The sequence below is a fragment of the Desulfatitalea tepidiphila genome (genome assembly GCF_001293685.1).
Taxonomy (GTDB): Bacteria; Desulfobacterota; Desulfobacteria; order Desulfobacterales; family Desulfosarcinaceae; genus Desulfatitalea; species Desulfatitalea tepidiphila.
Genome location: NZ_BCAG01000005.1, coordinates 401504 through 415752, shown reverse-complemented (window position 1 = coordinate 415752; position 14249 = coordinate 401504). Strand labels below are relative to the sequence as shown.

Annotated in this window: 16 protein-coding genes; 10 read left to right on the top strand and 6 right to left on the bottom strand. The window is 59.3% G+C overall.

Annotated elements, in window-relative coordinates:
- The first annotated feature begins 49 nt into the window (after positions 1 to 49).
- Positions 50 to 892, top strand: coding sequence for a universal stress protein (locus DFT_RS19545; protein ID WP_235506284.1), 843 nt, complete (start codon positions 50 to 52; stop codon positions 890 to 892).
- 66 nt (positions 893 to 958) lie between these two features.
- Here DFT_RS19545 and rfbD read toward each other — a convergent pair whose 3' ends face one another.
- The 4 genes from rfbD to DFT_RS19525 are packed head-to-tail and all read right to left on the bottom strand — an operon-like array spanning position 959 to position 4964.
- Entirely contained in the window at positions 959 to 1858 is a 900-nt protein-coding gene (gene rfbD, locus DFT_RS19540) for a dTDP-4-dehydrorhamnose reductase (RefSeq protein WP_054032937.1), read from the bottom strand.
- Entirely contained in the window at positions 1859 to 2416 is a 558-nt protein-coding gene (gene rfbC / locus DFT_RS19535; RefSeq protein ID WP_054032936.1) for a dTDP-4-dehydrorhamnose 3,5-epimerase, read from the bottom strand.
- Complete coding sequence (rfbB, locus tag DFT_RS19530) at positions 2413 to 3498, bottom strand: dTDP-glucose 4,6-dehydratase (protein WP_054032935.1); 1086 nt, start codon at positions 3496 to 3498, stop codon at positions 2413 to 2415. Before rfbB ends, rfbC begins: the two co-directional genes overlap by 4 nt.
- A gap of 11 nt (positions 3499 to 3509) precedes the next feature.
- A complete protein-coding gene (locus DFT_RS19525) occupies positions 3510 to 4964 on the bottom strand; it encodes a mannose-1-phosphate guanylyltransferase/mannose-6-phosphate isomerase (RefSeq protein ID WP_054032934.1) in 1455 nt (484 codons plus the stop codon).
- 264 nt (positions 4965 to 5228) lie between these two features.
- On the opposite strand from DFT_RS19525, the gene DFT_RS19520 reads away from it, so the two are divergent.
- Complete coding sequence (locus DFT_RS19520) at positions 5229 to 6707, top strand: HEAT repeat domain-containing protein (RefSeq protein WP_161807211.1); 1479 nt, start codon at positions 5229 to 5231, stop codon at positions 6705 to 6707.
- Complete coding sequence (locus DFT_RS19515) at positions 6674 to 7330, top strand: CPBP family intramembrane glutamic endopeptidase (RefSeq protein WP_054032932.1); 657 nt, start codon at positions 6674 to 6676, stop codon at positions 7328 to 7330. The genes DFT_RS19520 and DFT_RS19515 overlap by 34 nt, the downstream gene beginning before the upstream one ends.
- 71 nt (positions 7331 to 7401) lie before the next feature.
- Here DFT_RS19515 and DFT_RS27495 read toward each other — a convergent pair whose 3' ends face one another.
- The gene (locus DFT_RS27495) at positions 7402 to 7977 is read right to left on the bottom strand and encodes a hypothetical protein (protein ID WP_235506283.1); all 576 of its coding nucleotides are present in this window, start codon (positions 7975 to 7977) and stop codon (positions 7402 to 7404) included.
- A gap of 113 nt (positions 7978 to 8090) precedes the next feature.
- Here DFT_RS27495 and DFT_RS19510 point away from each other — a divergent pair, with 113 nt between their 5' ends.
- The 7 genes from DFT_RS19510 to DFT_RS19485 all read left to right on the top strand — a co-directional run bounded on the left by DFT_RS19510 (position 8091) and on the right by DFT_RS19485 (position 13082).
- Positions 8091 to 8855, top strand: a complete 765-nt coding sequence (locus tag DFT_RS19510) for an SDR family NAD(P)-dependent oxidoreductase (protein ID WP_054032931.1) — start codon at positions 8091 to 8093, stop codon at positions 8853 to 8855.
- A gap of 7 nt (positions 8856 to 8862) precedes the next feature.
- Positions 8863 to 9618 (top strand): YdcF family protein, encoded by a 756-nt coding sequence (locus tag DFT_RS19505; protein ID WP_054032930.1) that lies wholly within the window; start codon positions 8863 to 8865, stop codon positions 9616 to 9618.
- Positions 9619 to 9813: 195 nt separating this feature from the next.
- The gene (locus tag DFT_RS19500) at positions 9814 to 10626 is read left to right on the top strand and encodes a phosphate ABC transporter substrate-binding protein (protein ID WP_235506282.1); all 813 of its coding nucleotides are present in this window, start codon (positions 9814 to 9816) and stop codon (positions 10624 to 10626) included.
- A complete protein-coding gene (locus DFT_RS19495; RefSeq protein ID WP_235506281.1) occupies positions 10623 to 11261 on the top strand; it encodes a hypothetical protein in 639 nt (212 codons plus the stop codon). Before DFT_RS19500 ends, DFT_RS19495 begins: the two co-directional genes overlap by 4 nt.
- A complete protein-coding gene (locus tag DFT_RS26840; protein WP_235506280.1) occupies positions 11258 to 11479 on the top strand; it encodes a hypothetical protein in 222 nt (73 codons plus the stop codon). The genes DFT_RS19495 and DFT_RS26840 overlap by 4 nt, the downstream gene beginning before the upstream one ends.
- Positions 11476 to 12357 (top strand): PstA family ABC transporter permease, encoded by an 882-nt coding sequence (locus DFT_RS19490; RefSeq protein ID WP_235506279.1) that lies wholly within the window; start codon positions 11476 to 11478, stop codon positions 12355 to 12357. Before DFT_RS26840 ends, DFT_RS19490 begins: the two co-directional genes overlap by 4 nt.
- Positions 12354 to 13082, top strand: coding sequence for a phosphate ABC transporter ATP-binding protein (locus DFT_RS19485; RefSeq protein WP_054032928.1), 729 nt, complete (start codon positions 12354 to 12356; stop codon positions 13080 to 13082). Before DFT_RS19490 ends, DFT_RS19485 begins: the two co-directional genes overlap by 4 nt.
- 15 nt (positions 13083 to 13097) lie before the next feature.
- On the opposite strand, the gene proB is transcribed toward DFT_RS19485, so the two are convergent.
- Positions 13098 to 14228 carry a glutamate 5-kinase gene (gene proB, locus DFT_RS19480; RefSeq protein ID WP_054032927.1) on the bottom strand — a complete coding sequence of 377 codons (1131 nt, stop codon included), beginning with the start codon at positions 14226 to 14228 and terminating at the stop codon, positions 13098 to 13100.
- Between the last annotated feature and the right edge of the window lie 21 nt (positions 14229 to 14249).

The following is a 14249-nucleotide window of genomic DNA, read 5'->3' as shown; positions in this document are numbered from 1 at the left end:
GTTTCATCAAGATTGATGGCTCTGAAATAAGTCGTTGCCGGACGGTGAAGTGAAGGATTCTATCGTGACCGAACGCCTGCTGCACGTATTTCAAAACACGCCCCTGGGACGGGAGTCATTGCTGCAGTCCCTTCATTTTTGCAAGACCCTCGGGGTCGATCTGCACATCTATGTGCCCGAATCCAAGCAGTTTTTGATGTATTTCGATCATGACATGGTGCAGGTGGACCTCGATCGATCCTATCTGTTGTCACCGGAGAGTGCCGTCGACCATGCCCGGCAACTCGCCGACCTTTTAGATGTTCATGTCACCTTTCTCGTGCCAAAGAACTATACGTCCGCCCAGCTGCCCGACATTCCCACCCACTATACCTACATGTGCTGCCCGCAAAGCATCAGTGATTTGTCGGCCAAAATCGGTTTGGGCTACGTGGGGCCCAAGGTGTGGCGCATCGCCAAGTCCTCGACCTTTCCCGTTTTCATGACCGGCAGGGTCTACAAACCGTGGACGAGCATTACGGTCTGCTACACCGGCTCGAACAACGCCAACAAGGCGCTGCGATGGGGATTGCATCTCGGACGCAAGTCAGGCATGCCCGTCGAACTGTTTACCTTCATGGAAAGACACAAGGCGGCCCACTTCGAGGAACAGCTGCGCCAGGCCGGGCTATGGGACGAATTGGGAGACCGGGTAAGCACGTGGCACAAAATCGATCGGGGCAGTTTCGAGGAGGCCTTCTATGCAGTGGCCCACGATACGCTGCTGGTCCTGGGTGCCTACAGTCATGGATTGATCAAGGTGCTGCTTTTCGGAAGCAAAACGGAAAAGATCCAGGCATGGATGCCCAACAACATGCTGCTCGTCGGGCCCCACTGCGCCGTGGAGGTGTGACGTCGGCCGGCACGGGCCTTTTGCTTAATCATCAAATCCTATTTGTCCGCATGGAGCCCGACGGTATCAAGACGCGGTCCCGTAAATGCCGGCCAGCATTTCCTGCAGGGCAGCTTCCCAGGGACGGCGCGTCACTCCGAAATCGGCCTCGAAGCTGGTGCAATCGAGGACCGAGTATTGGGGTCGCGGCGCCGGAAGGGGATATTCGGAGGTCGGTATGGGCAGGATCTGCCCGACACGTATCCGCTCATAGCGGCCGGCCAAGGTCAGGATACGGCGCGTAAAGCCATACCATGTGACGGCCCCCTCGTTGCAATAATGATAGGTGCCCCAACCGTCGGTTTTCCCGGTAACATCTGCGGCCGCGTCCAGAAGCGCACCGGCCAGGTCCCCGGCATAGGTCGGACAACCCACCTGGTCGTCGACCACCCGTATGGTGTCGCGTTCCTTGCCCAGTCGAATCATGGTCTTGACGAAATTGGCGCCATGCCGTCCGAAGAGCCAGGCGGTCCGCACGATGACATGCCTCTCCCAGAGCTGCCGTATGCGTGCTTCGCCTTCGGCCTTGCTTTTGCCATAAACCCCCTGGGGGTTGACGGGGTCGGTCGGCCGATAAGGGCGGGTCTGGCGCCCGTCGAACACATAGTCGGTGGAGACGTGAATCAGGGGGATCTGATGATCACGGCCGGCCCGTGCAAGCACTTCGGCGCCGTCTCGATTGACGGCGAACGCGATCTCCGGTTCGCTTTCGGCTTTGTCCACGGCCGTGTAAGCGGCGGCATTGATCATGATGTCGACCGGTACGTCGGCCGGCCCGGCGGATTCGATGGCCCTTTCGACGCTTTGCCGATCGGTGATATCGCAAACGGGCATATCCGCGCCGGTGGGCATCCAACCGCGCTGGCGGGCCTGCGCCATCAGGTCATGGCCGAGCTGGCCGTTGCTGCCCACAATCAGTAGTCGCATTTAACCCTCATACGCTGGCAGGCGTTCGGAATCCACATCCCTGAGCCGCGGAAAGGCGCGGTCACGGTCGGAGAGCAGCGGCTTTTGGACCGGCCATGCGATGCCCACGTCCGGATCGTCCCAGCAAAACCCTGCCTCGTGGGCCGGGGCGTAGTAATCGCTGCATTTGTACATGAACAGGGCCGTATCGCTCAACACGCAGAAGCCGTGGGCAAATCCCCTGGGCACATAGAGTTGCCGGGGCTGCCCGGCGCTCAAGTGGACGCCGATCCAGCGGCCGAAGGTGGGCGACCCGCGCCGCACATCCACGGCTACGTCGAAGATGTCGCCGGAGAGCACCTGGACCAGCTTGGCCTGTTCCTGGGGATGCTGGAAGTGCAGGCCGCGCAGGGTGCCGCGGCGGGAAAAGGAGACATTGTCCTGGACGAACGTGTCGGCCATACCGGCGGCTTCATATCTTTTTCCCTGATAGGTCTCGAGAAAATAGCCGCGCGGATCGCCGAACACCTGGGGTTCGACGATCAGCACCTCGGGGATCCGGGTCGGGATGACGTTCATCGTTTCGCTGTTCCTCCTGTCGCGCCATAGTGGGTGTCGATCCAACGCAGGTATTCGCCGCTGCGCACGAAATCGATCCACTGTCGGTGGGCCAGATACCACGCCACGGTTTCGGCCAGGGCCGTTTCGAATTGGAAGCGCGGCCGCCATCCCAATTCCCGTCCGATTTTGCCGGCGTCGATGGCGTAGCGTCGGTCGTGTCCCGGCCGGTCGGTCACAAAGCGGATCAAGCGCTCGCTGCGACTTGCACCGCTACGGCCGAGGCATTCGTCGAGAAGGGCACAGAGCTGTTGAACCACATCGATGTTGGCCCGTTCGGCGCCGCCGCCGATATTATAGGTTTCGCCCGGACACCCTTTTTCGAGCACCGTGGCCAGAGCCTCGCAATGGTCGATGACATAGAGCCAGTCGCGGACATTGCGGCCGTCTCCGTAAACCGGCAGCTCTTTTTCTTCGATGATATTGAGGATCATCAACGGGATGAGTTTTTCCGGGAATTGGTAAGGGCCGTAGTTGTTGGAGCAGTTGGTCACGATGGCCGGAAAGCCATAGGTGCGATGCCAGGCGCGCACCAGGTGGTCGGATGCCGCCTTGGAAGCCGAGTAGGGGCTGGAGGGATCATAGGCCGTCTCTTCGGTAAAATGCCCGGTGGGTCCCAGGCTGCCGTACACTTCGTCGGTGGAGACGTGCAGGAAGCGGAATGCCGCCGGCCGGCCGGCCTCTTCCCACATCTGCTGACAGGCCATCAGCAGGCGGGCCGTGCCGGTCACATTGGTCTGTACAAAGGCCAGCGGCCCGTGGATCGAGCGGTCCACATGGGATTCGGCCGCAAAGTGGACGACGCCCACCGGTTGTTCTTCCGCCAGGAGCCGGCCGACCCGTTCACTGTCGTTAATGTCGCCATGAACAAATCGATAGCGCTTTTGTCGATCGGCTTCCAGGTCCGCCAGGTTGGCCGCATTGCCCGCATAAGTCAGAGCGTCTAGGTTGACCACGCGCCATTCGGGCCGGATGGCGAGTATGTGCCGGATGAAGTTGGAGCCGATAAACCCGGCGCCGCCGGTCACCAGAATCGTCTGCATCGCGTTTTTCCTCAATCGTCCCTATCGTTGTGACGTCCGTAAACGTCGTCGAGGCGCACCACATCGTCCTCGGCCAGATAGCTGCCCGACTGGATTTCGATCAGTTCCAGGGGGATCTTGCCGGGGTTCTCCAGGCGGTGAACGGTTCCCAGGGGAATGTAGGTGGATTCATCTTCCTTGAGGATGAATTGTTCTTCGCCGCGGGTCACCAGGGCCGTCCCCTTGACCACCACCCAGTGTTCGGCCCGGTGAAAATGCTTCTGCAGCGAGAGCTTGGCCTTGGGTTTGACGGTAATGCGCTTGACCAAAAAACGCTCGGAGATGTCCACATCTTCATAGGCACCCCAGGGGCGGTAGGCCAATTTCTGGGTGACGGTTTCAGGCCGTTCCATGCGGGTCAGCTGGTCGACCAGAGCCTTGACCTGCTGCACCTGGTGGCGGGGGGCGACGAACACCGCATCTTTTGTCTCGACCACCACATGATCGATCAACCCCACGGCCGTCACCAACCGGCTCGATGCGTGGATGAACGAGCGCTCCACGTTCTGTAGACAGACGTCCCCGTGAATCACATTCTGGTCGGTATCTTTTTCGCCGGCCTGCCAGAGAGCTTCCCAGGATCCCAGATCGTTCCAGGGGCTGCAAAGGGCGATCATGACGCCCGCCTGGGTTCTTTCCATGACCGCGTAGTCGATGGAGTCCGACGGGCACCGGCCGAAGGCTTGCCTGTCCAACCGGAAGAAATCCAGATCGGTCCGGCCCTTTTCCACGGCCTGCCGGCATCCGGACACGATGTCGGGCGCAAAGGATTCCAGCTCCTCAAGCAATTTGCCGGCTTTGAACATGAACATGCCGCTGTTCCAGCAGTATTCACCGGATTCCACATACCGGCGGGCGGTGTCCCGGTCCGGCTTTTCAACAAACCGGTCGATGGTCCAGACCCCGGCATGTGGCCCTGTGTCTGCTGCGTCCTCCGCTTCCAAGGATTTACCTTTACGAATGTAGCCATAGCCGGTTTCCACGGCATCCGGTTCGATGCCGAAGGTGACCAGATGGCCGCGATCGGCATAGACGGCCCCTTTTCGAACGGTGGCCAGGAGCCCCTCGGTGTTTTCGATATGGTGATCGGCCGGCAGGGCCAGCAATGTGCTCTCCTTTTGTCGGGCCTCGGCCATGATCGCGGCCACGGCCAGGGCCGGGGCGGTGTTGCGACCCACAGGTTCCAGGACGATAGCCGCCGGTGTGATGCCGATCTGGCGCATCTGCTCAGCCACGATGAAGCGGTGGTCCTCGTTGCACAGGATGATGGGGGGTTGAACCTCCGCCAGGGCGCTGACCCGCAGAAGGGTGTTTTGCAGCAGCGTATAATCGTCCACCAGCTGCATGAACTGTTTGGGATAGAGCTTGCGGGACAAGGGCCACAAGCGCGTTCCCGAACCGCCGGCCAAGATGACGGGTGTGATCATGGGTACCACTCCTTTACGGTGCGCAACGCTAAAAAGGTACGCCTGGCTGAATGGGAAAAGCTATTTTTACCACACGGCGGCCGACGGTGTAAACCATGCGCGATGTTTCTGAAATCTATCCATGCGGCCGCTTTTGACCTGTCACGCTATTTGGGCTATATCTCGATTTCCAATCGCCAACCAGCGATATGCCGGTCGTACCATGGCATCCGACGAAAGGACGCTGTTTCGTTTTTGAAAACCCTTGTGATTCGCAGCCGATGTTTGCTTCCCATAACCGCCGGTCTGGCCACGGCCCAGATCATTGCCTTCTTTTTTGTGCGGCATGCCAACCGGGTGCTGGCCGACCAGGTCCAAGCCCTTCAAACCGCGGGTTGGCTGGCCATCCCGTCGGGGCCTGCGGCCGCTGCGCTCAAGACATTCGGCGCGGCCTTCTGGGGTGGATTGTTTTTTACCCTCAGCGTGGGAACCGGCCTGACTCTGGCTACCGTGGCCTTTTTATTTCTCGGGCGGCGATGCCGTGGCGGCCGCCGTTGGTGGTTATTGGCAGGGGCACTGATCTGGACCGCAGCTCTCATTGCCGTCAATCTGGATGGCCCGACGCTCGTTCCGACCCTGTTCGTCGCCTGCACGCCCCTGGCCACCGCACTGTTCGCCGTGCAGTTGCGGCCTGACGCGGCCGGGGAGCCGTCAACTCCCAGGCGGTGGTATCTGCCGTTGATCACATTGCTGCTGCTGATCCTGTTGTGGTCCACGCAGCTCAATCGAGAATTGTTCACCGCCATTCGGGATCATTTGTTGCTCTCCAATGCCGCGGGAAGACAGGTGAACGATTTTTACTACCGGTATACGCTGTTTGCGGCCCAGGCCTTTAAATCCTTCGAGCAGAAGACGTTGAGAACGTGCCACCTGGATCCTGATCTGGATCCCAATGCAGCATCCGCGTGGGTCGATCTGCTGGCCCGGTACGATGTGCTGCCGGTACCGGAAACCGTTTCTGCGGATGTGAGACTTCATTTGCACGACGGGCAGTTGCGACTCGTCTCGCCCAACGGTGCAGCCGTCGATGCGGACCAAACCGCTTTCCGCCAGGATCCACGCCCGTGGTTGAGACGCTTTTCAGAAGCGGCGGACCGTTACGGCCCCTTCCGGAGAATGGCACTCATAGGCCTTTTGGTCGGATTTCCGATCTTGCTGTATATCATGGTGGACGGGGGAATCGGACGCCTGGCCGGCCTGATCGCGAGCACCGACGCCGTCGTGTGGATACGGTCATCCGTCTGCCTGGCCATCGGCGTGATGCTGTTGATACCGCTTCTGATAAGCAGGGTTCAGGCGGTGCCCGAGGATCAGATCGGCCGGGCCCTGTCGGCGGACTCGTGGCCGAGGCGGGTGGCCGCCCTGCGGCGCATTGAAGATCAACGCATGGATATCGCCCGCTTTTCCGAGTATCGACGCTTGCTGGAAAGCCCTTGGGTGGTCGAACGCTATTGGCTGGCCAGGGCCTTAGGATCGAGTCGCCATCCATCCACCTACCCGGATTTATTGCGTTTAACGCAAGATCCGCATCCCAACGTGGTATGTCAGGCCTACTACGCCTTGGGACAGCGCGGCCAACGGACCGCGGCCAAGGCCATTGAAGCGCAAATGGTGCAGTCGGACCACTGGTACACCCAGTGGTACGGCTACCGTGCGATGAGGAGGCTTGGATGGCGTCAGACCCGATCCACATCAGGCCCCTGACCCTGGCTGCGACCCTGGCGGTCTTGATCGCCACGGAAGCGGCGGCGGGATGGCTCATTCGGCAAATGGAGGTCTCGCCCCTGGTGTTGCTCGGCTTGACCCGGCTGTGCCAGATCGTTCTTTTGCTCGTTCTGATTGTGCGTCTGGAAGGCGGGTTGGCGGCTATCGGCTGGGCCCCGGCCACGTGGGGCGCGGGGTTGAAAAAGGGAGCCGCGTGGTCCCTGGGGTTTGCGCTTGCGGCGGCTTTGGGCATGGCCGTAATCTTCCTGACCGGAAACGATCCGTTTGCCCTGTTGCACACGCCTTTACCCGCCAGCCGTATGGAAACGGCCCTGTTCTTCCTTGTCGGCGGATGGGTGGCCCCCCTGGCCGAGGAGATCTGTTTCCGGGGCGTGCTGTACACCTTCTTCCGCAGGTGGGGCGTCTGGACGGCTCTGATCGTCAGCACCGCCATCTTCGTGGCCCTGCATTCCGTTCACGGCCTGCCTGTCACCCAGGTGGTCGGAGGCATCGTGTTCGCCCTGGCGTATGAAACCAGTCGCAACCTGATGGTGCCTTTGACCATCCATGTGCTGGGCAACACGGCCATCTTCGTACTTTCTTTGCCTTTGCCTTGGGGATAGGCATGGGTTGAGCAGGTGGCCAGGGCCACATACGCCAGGGGTCGTTAGTGCCGCTTGAATGCAAACGGCGGTCAAGCGGCCCAGACTGTTTGAGCGCAGCGAGTTTCTGGGCCGCCCGCCGTGCATTCATAGCGGCAGTTGACCGCTTGGCGTGTGGCATCGGCCACCTGGTTCACCCATGCCGGATAAAATGAATCGCATTCAATAAAAGCTGCTGGCCCTTTCTTTGCCTTTACCCTGGGGATAGCCGGCCTCGTGGCGCACTTGATTTGTACTTGGCAGCCATTCAAGAGCGTGCTATTAAAACCATTTTCAAAAAACGCACTGAGGAGGTGGTCGAATGGGCAAGGGAGATCGTCGTACGAAACGTGGCAAGGTCTGGCGTGGAACGACCGGCAAGTGCCGCCTGAAAAAATCCAAAAAAGCCAAGGCAGCAAAGTAACGGCGGGATTTTGCGTCGCCGGAAGTATATGCTCAGCGTGAATTTTCCGTGGTGTGTCGATTGAAGGAATCGTGCCGGTTTTGATATCAATGCATACCGGCACCTTTTCGCAGCAGCGCGTTTCTCTTCCCATGTCGACACCGGGCCCGCCTGAATTTTTCATTATCTCCATTGGCTGACCTATTTCCACCTTCGATTGCGTCATCACACCCCCGCTAGTGTTTTCCAATTTTTCCTGCTGGACAATTTTTTCAGTGCCGGCTACCTTGATGGCAAACTGTAGGGTCTATAGAAGACGGGCGTCGAAAGGAGCAGGAGATGTTTGATTTGAAAGGGAAGAAGGCAGTGATCACCGGCGCCACGCGCGGTATCGGCCGGTCCATCGCCGAGCAGATGGCGATGCAGGGGGCCGAGGTAGTGGTCTCCAGCCGCAAGTCCGATGCGTGCGCGCAGGTGGCCGACCAGATCAACCAAACGACCGCCGGCGGCGCGGGGCGGGCGTTTCCAGTAGCCTGCAATATCGCCCACAAGGATCAGCTGCAGGCCCTGGTCGATCAAAGCATCGCACTCATGGGGCAGATCGATATCCTGGTCTGTAACGCGGCCAGCAATGTCCATCACGGTCCTTCGGCCACCATCTCAGATGAGGCCTTTTCCAAAATCATCGACACCAATCTGAAATCCACCCACTGGCTTTGCCACATGGTGCTGCCGGGCATGGTCCAGCGTCGCGACGGGTCGATCATCGTCGTCTCCTCCATCGCCGGCCTGCGCGGTTCTGAGACGCTGGGCACTTACGGCATCAGCAAGGCCGGCGAAATCGCCCTGGTGCGCAATATCGCCCTGGAGTATGGTCCGCACAACATCCGGGCCAACGCCATCGCACCGGGCCTGATCAAGACCGACTTCGCGCGGGCATTGTGGGAAAATCCCGAATTTCTCAACAAACGCCTGGCGGCGACCCCGCTCAGGCGCATCGGCGAACCGATCGATATTGCCGGTGTCGCGCTGTTTTTAGCCTCCAGGGCCTCGACCTTCATGACCGGGCAGGTGCTGGTCGTGGACGGCGGGGTGACGGTGTGATCCTCACATGTTTCTGGTAAAGAAATGGGTAACGCCCTTTCTGCTGCCACCGGGCCTCTTCGTCCTGCTTCTCGTGGTGGCCGCCCTGTGGTGCATTCGCCGCAGATCTTGGGCCGGGACATGGATATCTTTAATGTTGGGGGGTCTGATCTGGGGCCTGTCCGTACCTCCCACCGTGGATCTGTTGATGGCGGGATTGGAGCAGGAGGCGGCCCTCCCCAAAGAGATCCGGGCGGATGTCATCGTCATGCTGGGCGGCGCCGCCTACCAGAATGTGGCCGACCTATCCGGCAGAGGCGCCCCGGGGCCCGGTACCATGGAGCGCATGGTCACGGCGGCGCGTCTCTATCGCCGGTTGCAGGTGCCCATCATCGTTTCGGGCGGCCGGGTCTTTTCCGAAGCCGATTCGATAGCGTTTTTGACAAAACGTTTCCTGGTGGACCTGGGGGTGCCGGCGGCGCTTGTTCTCCTGGAAGATCGAAGCCGGGATACCTATGAAAATGCGCTCTACAGCAAGCAGCTTTGCGAGCGGCACGGTTTTCAAAGACCGCTGGTGGTCACCAGCGGCTATCATCTGAAACGCGCTCGGCTCTCCTTCGAAAAGGTCGGTCTGGAGGTCACGCCCTTCCCCTGTGCAGTGACCACCTACCCGGGAAAGGTCTACAGCTGGCATCACTGGTTGCCCAGCGCGACCGCACTGGCGGGCACCTCGGCCGCCCTGCACGAGTGGCTGGGACTGATGTACTATCGATTGCGCTACTGAGAACCGTCATATATCGAAATATTCTATTGCAGCCCTGATTTCTTATCGGACCTTTCCATTAGATTTCTCTCACCCCCTGTGGTAGCTGCTGGCCATTGTTCCGTATAACCCCTGCAAACTCATTGAATTCGATAAAACCATTAAATGGACCGGAGGGCTGCGATGTTGCACAACTCTTTGAAGATGTTTGTGATTATGTTTTTTTCAATTCCCTTATTGTTTTTCGCATCCATGCCGGTAACCCATGCCGATCCGCTGGCCGCTTTCGAGGGCATGAAGGGCGAGATCAAGATTTCCGGAGGCACGGCCCACATCCCGGTGATGAAGGCGGCTGCCAAGGCGATCATGAGCGCGAATCCTGAGGTCCGCATCAGCATTGCCGGCGGCGGTTCGGGGGTGGGGATCAAGCAGGTGGGCGAAGGGTTGGTCGATATCGGCAACTCGGGACGCCAACCCACCGAAGGTGAGGTGAGCAAGTACGGTCTCAAGATGTTCAAATGGGCCATCGATGGGGTTGCCGTGGTGGTGCATCCCCAAAACGGCGTGAAAGCGTTGACCGAGTCGCAGCTCAAGGAGATATTCAGCGGAAAGATTTCCAATTGGAAGCTTCTCGGCGGACCGGACAAGGCGATTAACCTCTACACCCGCGATGCTGCCAGCGGGACCCGTGAAGTTTTCTGGCAAAAGGCGCTCGGCAAGGGAGAAATTTTAGATAAAGCCAATGTCGTGGTCTCCAACGGCGCCATGAAAGCGGCCATTTCCAATGATCCCTATGGCATCGGTTATGTCTCCGTGGGGCATATCGATGACAGCGTGTCGGCGGTGGCGCTGGACGGTGTGGCGCCCACGATGGAGAGCGTCCTGAGCGGCGACTATCCGGTCGCACGTGGACTTTTCAGTAACACCAAGGGCGATCCCGGTCCATTGACCCAATCTTTTTTGGATTTTCTTTTCAGCCCCGCAGGACAGGCCATCGTCCGTGACAGTGGATTCATTCCCGTGAAATGACGCGTAGCGAATTTCTGACCAAGTACAGCTTCATGGCCGCGGCTATCATGAGCGCGGCTGTGCCGCTGGCCATTTTCATATTCATGGCTCTCTTGGGATACCCTATACTGACCAGCGGCCGGTTGTTGGGCACCCTTCTCGGCGCATGGGATCCGATTCACCAGAGCTACGGCATCCTGCCGATGATCATCGGCACCTTCATCCTCGCCATCCTGGCGGTCGCCGCGGCGTTTCCCGTATGCTTGGGATGTGCCGCCCTGGTCAGCGATGCGGCCCCGGGACCGGTCGGGCGGTTCCTGCACGCCGTGGTGCGCATGATGACAGGTATTCCCACGGTGGTTTATGGTTTCGTGGGCATCTTTCTGCTCGTTCCCGTGATACGCGAGGCTTTCGGAGGAGGATCGGGCTTTTCGCTGTTGACGGCCGCCCTCATGCTGGCGCTGTTGGTGTCACCCACCATGATCCTGCTCTTTTGCGACAGTTTTGGACGTGTGGCCCACACCTATCGACAGGCGGCAGCCGCGTTGGGGGCCACCACCGCACAGCTATTTTTTTTGTCGTGCTGCCTCAGGCCCGGAACGGTATTCTGGCCGGTGTGCTTCTCGGTCTGGGCCGCGCCCTCGGCGACACCATGATCGCCCTGATGCTGGCCGGCAATGCGGTCGCCTTCCCAGATCATGTGTTTGATTCAGCGCGCACGCTTACGGCGCACATCGCCTTGATCATCGCCGCCGATTTTGACAGTCCCGAATTCAGGACCCTTTTTCTATGTGGGTTGACCCTTTATGTCCTGACCACGTTGCTGGTCCTGTTCGTACGCCTCACCATGCGGCTTCAGGGGAAAAGGCCATGATGCGCCACACTTTTAAACTGTTTCATATCTGGGTGTGGGGCAGCACGCTCCTTCTTTTGGCTGCAACCGGTACGGTCATCGGATTTTTGTTGGTTCGGGGGTGGGCGGGTATCGGCCGGGAGCTCGTTTTTGGCGAGACACCGGTGCTGGCCGCGCTGATGCTTCAACGCCCGGTCTTCGATGGCCTTTTTCCGGCAATGGTTGGCACCTTCGCGCTGGTATTGCTTTCGGTGGGTATGGCCCTGCCGGTCGGCCTGGCGACCGGGATCTATCTGGCAGAATACGCCACGGGCCGCTTGTATTTCCTTCTCAGCCTGTTTTTTGACATCCTGGCCGGCATGCCTTCGATTGTTGTGGGGCTGTTCGGCTTTTCCATCACCATCTTCCTGCACCATCGCTTTTCCGGTAATATTTACCCTTGCCTGTTCATATCGGCGTTGTCGCTGGCGGTGCTGGTGTTGCCTTATCTCATCCGCACCACCCAGGCTGCATTGGAGGCGATCTCCCCCGATTTGCGATTGATCGGTCCCTCGTTGGGGGCGACACGATTTCAAAATATCTTTCATGTCCTGGTGCCGCATTCTTTGAAAGGTCTTTTGTCGGGGATTCTTCTGGCCATTGGCCGTTGCGCCGAAGACACCGCCGTGATCATGCTCACCGGCGTGGTGGTTTCGGCCGGTATACCGAAATCACTCTGGGGCAATTTCGAAGCCTTGCCTTTTTATATCTATTATGTGTCCGCACAATACGCTGACGCAGACGAGCTGACCCGCGGATACGGGGCCGCCATTATTTTGCTGTTGTTGTGCGCCTTTTTATTCGGTATCGCTTTTTGGCTGCAACGCAGATTGTCCCAACGCATGTTCGAGCGAGTATGAAGATGAGCGAGGTGCCTGCTGTAAAAGTCGAATTGAGAAACGTGCGGTTCGATTATGGCGGCGCACCGATTCTGAACGGTGTGACCGCCGATTTTCCCGCGCACTGCATTACTGCGGTTGTCGGGCCATCCGGCCAGGGCAAGACGACCCTCTTGATGACGCTCAATCGTTTGTGGCAGGAGGACCGGCCAACCGTTGGACAGTTGGCCGGAACAGTTCGCATCCATTTGAATGGTGGATTGGTGGACATCTATAAAGATCCTTACGACCTGACCTGGCTGCGTCGCCGCGTGGCCATGGTGTTTCAAATCCCGAATCCATTGCCGATGAGCATTTACAAGAACGTGGCCTTTCCCCTGAAGCTGGCTGGCGAAAAACGGGATCATCGGATGGAAGAGCGGGTGCAGGCGGCATTGCGGCAGGCCTTCTTGTGGGACGAAGTCAAAGATCGTCTGCACAAGGACGCTCGTGAGCTTTCCGGGGGCCAGCAGCAACGTCTGTGCATCGCCCGGGCGCTGATTTTGAAACCCGAGGTGCTGCTGCTCGATGAGCCGACCTCTTCCCTGGACCGGCGGGCATGTGAAGTTATCGAGGCGCTGCTGGCCCACCTGAAGGAATCGTGTACGATGGTGATGGTTTCGCACTACTTGGAGCAGGTGCGGCGGATCGCCGATCGGGTGATGGTCATGGAAAACGGACGGCTGCTGGCCCAAGACGCCGCATGACCGCGTCCATATCGCCTATTCGTCGCCGGCCGTGATCACCAGGTTGTCCCGGTGGATCACCTCGTCGTAAGGCTTTCCGCCGAGGCGGGCCTTGATCTGCTGGGTCTTCATGCCTTGGATGGCCCGGATGTCGGCCGCACTGTAATTGACCAATCCGACGCCGATGGTCTCATCGCTTGAATTCCTGATGGCCACCGGCGCACCTTCCCGGAAATCCCCCGTGACCGAGACAATGCCACTGGGCAGCAGGCTCTTGCCGCGATGGTGCACGGCCTGTTCGGCCCCGCTGTCGATGGTGAGCGCGCCTTTGGGCGTGAGGGTGTAGGCGATCCAGCATTTGCGGCGGTTCAGCTTTTTCCGGCGTGGCTCGAAATAGGTGCCGTGCGCCTCGCCCGAAAAGAGCTTCAGCAGGATATCGGGTTTGTCGCCCTTGGCGATGATCATGGGCACGCCGGCCGCGTTGACCTTTTTGGCCGCCTTGATTTTACTCAGCATGCCGCCTCGGCCCAAGGCGCCGGGGATGTCGCTGGCATACAGTTCGATTTCTTTGTTGTAGACCGACACATGCGGGATGAGGCGGGCATCGGGTTGGGTGCGCGGGTCCTTGGTGTAGAGGCCGTCGATATCGGTGAGGCTGATGAGAAAATCGGCGTCCATCAACAGGGCGATCATGGCGGCCAGGTTGTCGTTGTCCCCCAGCTTGATCTCCTCGACCATGATGGTGTCGTTTTCGTTGATGATGGGGACCACCTTCCATTCGAGCAGGGTGTTGAGGGTGTTGCGCGCATTGAGATAGCGTTTACGATTGCTCAGGTCGTCGCTGGTCAGCAGGATCTGGGCCACGCGTTTGGCGTGTTCGGCGAAGGCGTTCTCATAGGCGTTCATCAGGCCGCTCTGTCCCACTGCGGCGATGGCCTGGCGCTTGGGAATCTCGTCGGGCCGTTTGGTGAGCCCCAGTTTGCGCAGCCCCGAGGCCATGGCGCCGGAGGAGACGAACAGCACTTCCAAGCCACGGTCGATGAGGGCGCTGATTTGAGAGGAAAGGGATGCGACGGCCGCCATGTTGAGGCCGTCGGCGGCCGTCAGGACATTGCTGCCCACTTTGACGACCACCCTTCTTGCGGATTTGAGACGTTGAATCGGCATAGGCGTAGGGTGTTTCTACCC

Coding starts and splice junctions, on each gene's coding strand:
- DFT_RS19485 (WP_054032928.1), top strand. CDS start 12,354: ATGAAGATGAGCGAGGTGCCTGCTGTAAAAGTCGAATTGAGAAACGTG.
- DFT_RS19500 (WP_235506282.1), top strand. CDS start 9,814: ATGTTTTTTTCAATTCCCTTATTGTTTTTCGCATCCATGCCGGTAACC.
- rfbC (WP_054032936.1), bottom strand. CDS start 2,416: ATGAACGTCATCCCGACCCGGATCCCCGAGGTGCTGATCGTCGAACCC.
- DFT_RS19505 (WP_054032930.1), top strand. CDS start 8,863: ATGTTTCTGGTAAAGAAATGGGTAACGCCCTTTCTGCTGCCACCGGGC.
- DFT_RS19510 (WP_054032931.1), top strand. CDS start 8,091: ATGTTTGATTTGAAAGGGAAGAAGGCAGTGATCACCGGCGCCACGCGC.
- rfbB (WP_054032935.1), bottom strand. CDS start 3,498: ATGCAGACGATTCTGGTGACCGGCGGCGCCGGGTTTATCGGCTCCAAC.
- DFT_RS19515 (WP_054032932.1), top strand. CDS start 6,674: ATGGCGTCAGACCCGATCCACATCAGGCCCCTGACCCTGGCTGCGACC.
- proB (WP_054032927.1), bottom strand. CDS start 14,228: ATGCCGATTCAACGTCTCAAATCCGCAAGAAGGGTGGTCGTCAAAGTG.
- DFT_RS19495 (WP_235506281.1), top strand. CDS start 10,623: ATGACGCGTAGCGAATTTCTGACCAAGTACAGCTTCATGGCCGCGGCT.
- rfbD (WP_054032937.1), bottom strand. CDS start 1,858: ATGCGACTACTGATTGTGGGCAGCAACGGCCAGCTCGGCCATGACCTG.
- DFT_RS19525 (WP_054032934.1), bottom strand. CDS start 4,964: ATGATCACACCCGTCATCTTGGCCGGCGGTTCGGGAACGCGCTTGTGG.
- DFT_RS26840 (WP_235506280.1), top strand. CDS start 11,258: ATGATCGCCCTGATGCTGGCCGGCAATGCGGTCGCCTTCCCAGATCAT.
- DFT_RS27495 (WP_235506283.1), bottom strand. CDS start 7,977: ATGACGCAATCGAAGGTGGAAATAGGTCAGCCAATGGAGATAATGAAA.
- DFT_RS19490 (WP_235506279.1), top strand. CDS start 11,476: ATGATGCGCCACACTTTTAAACTGTTTCATATCTGGGTGTGGGGCAGC.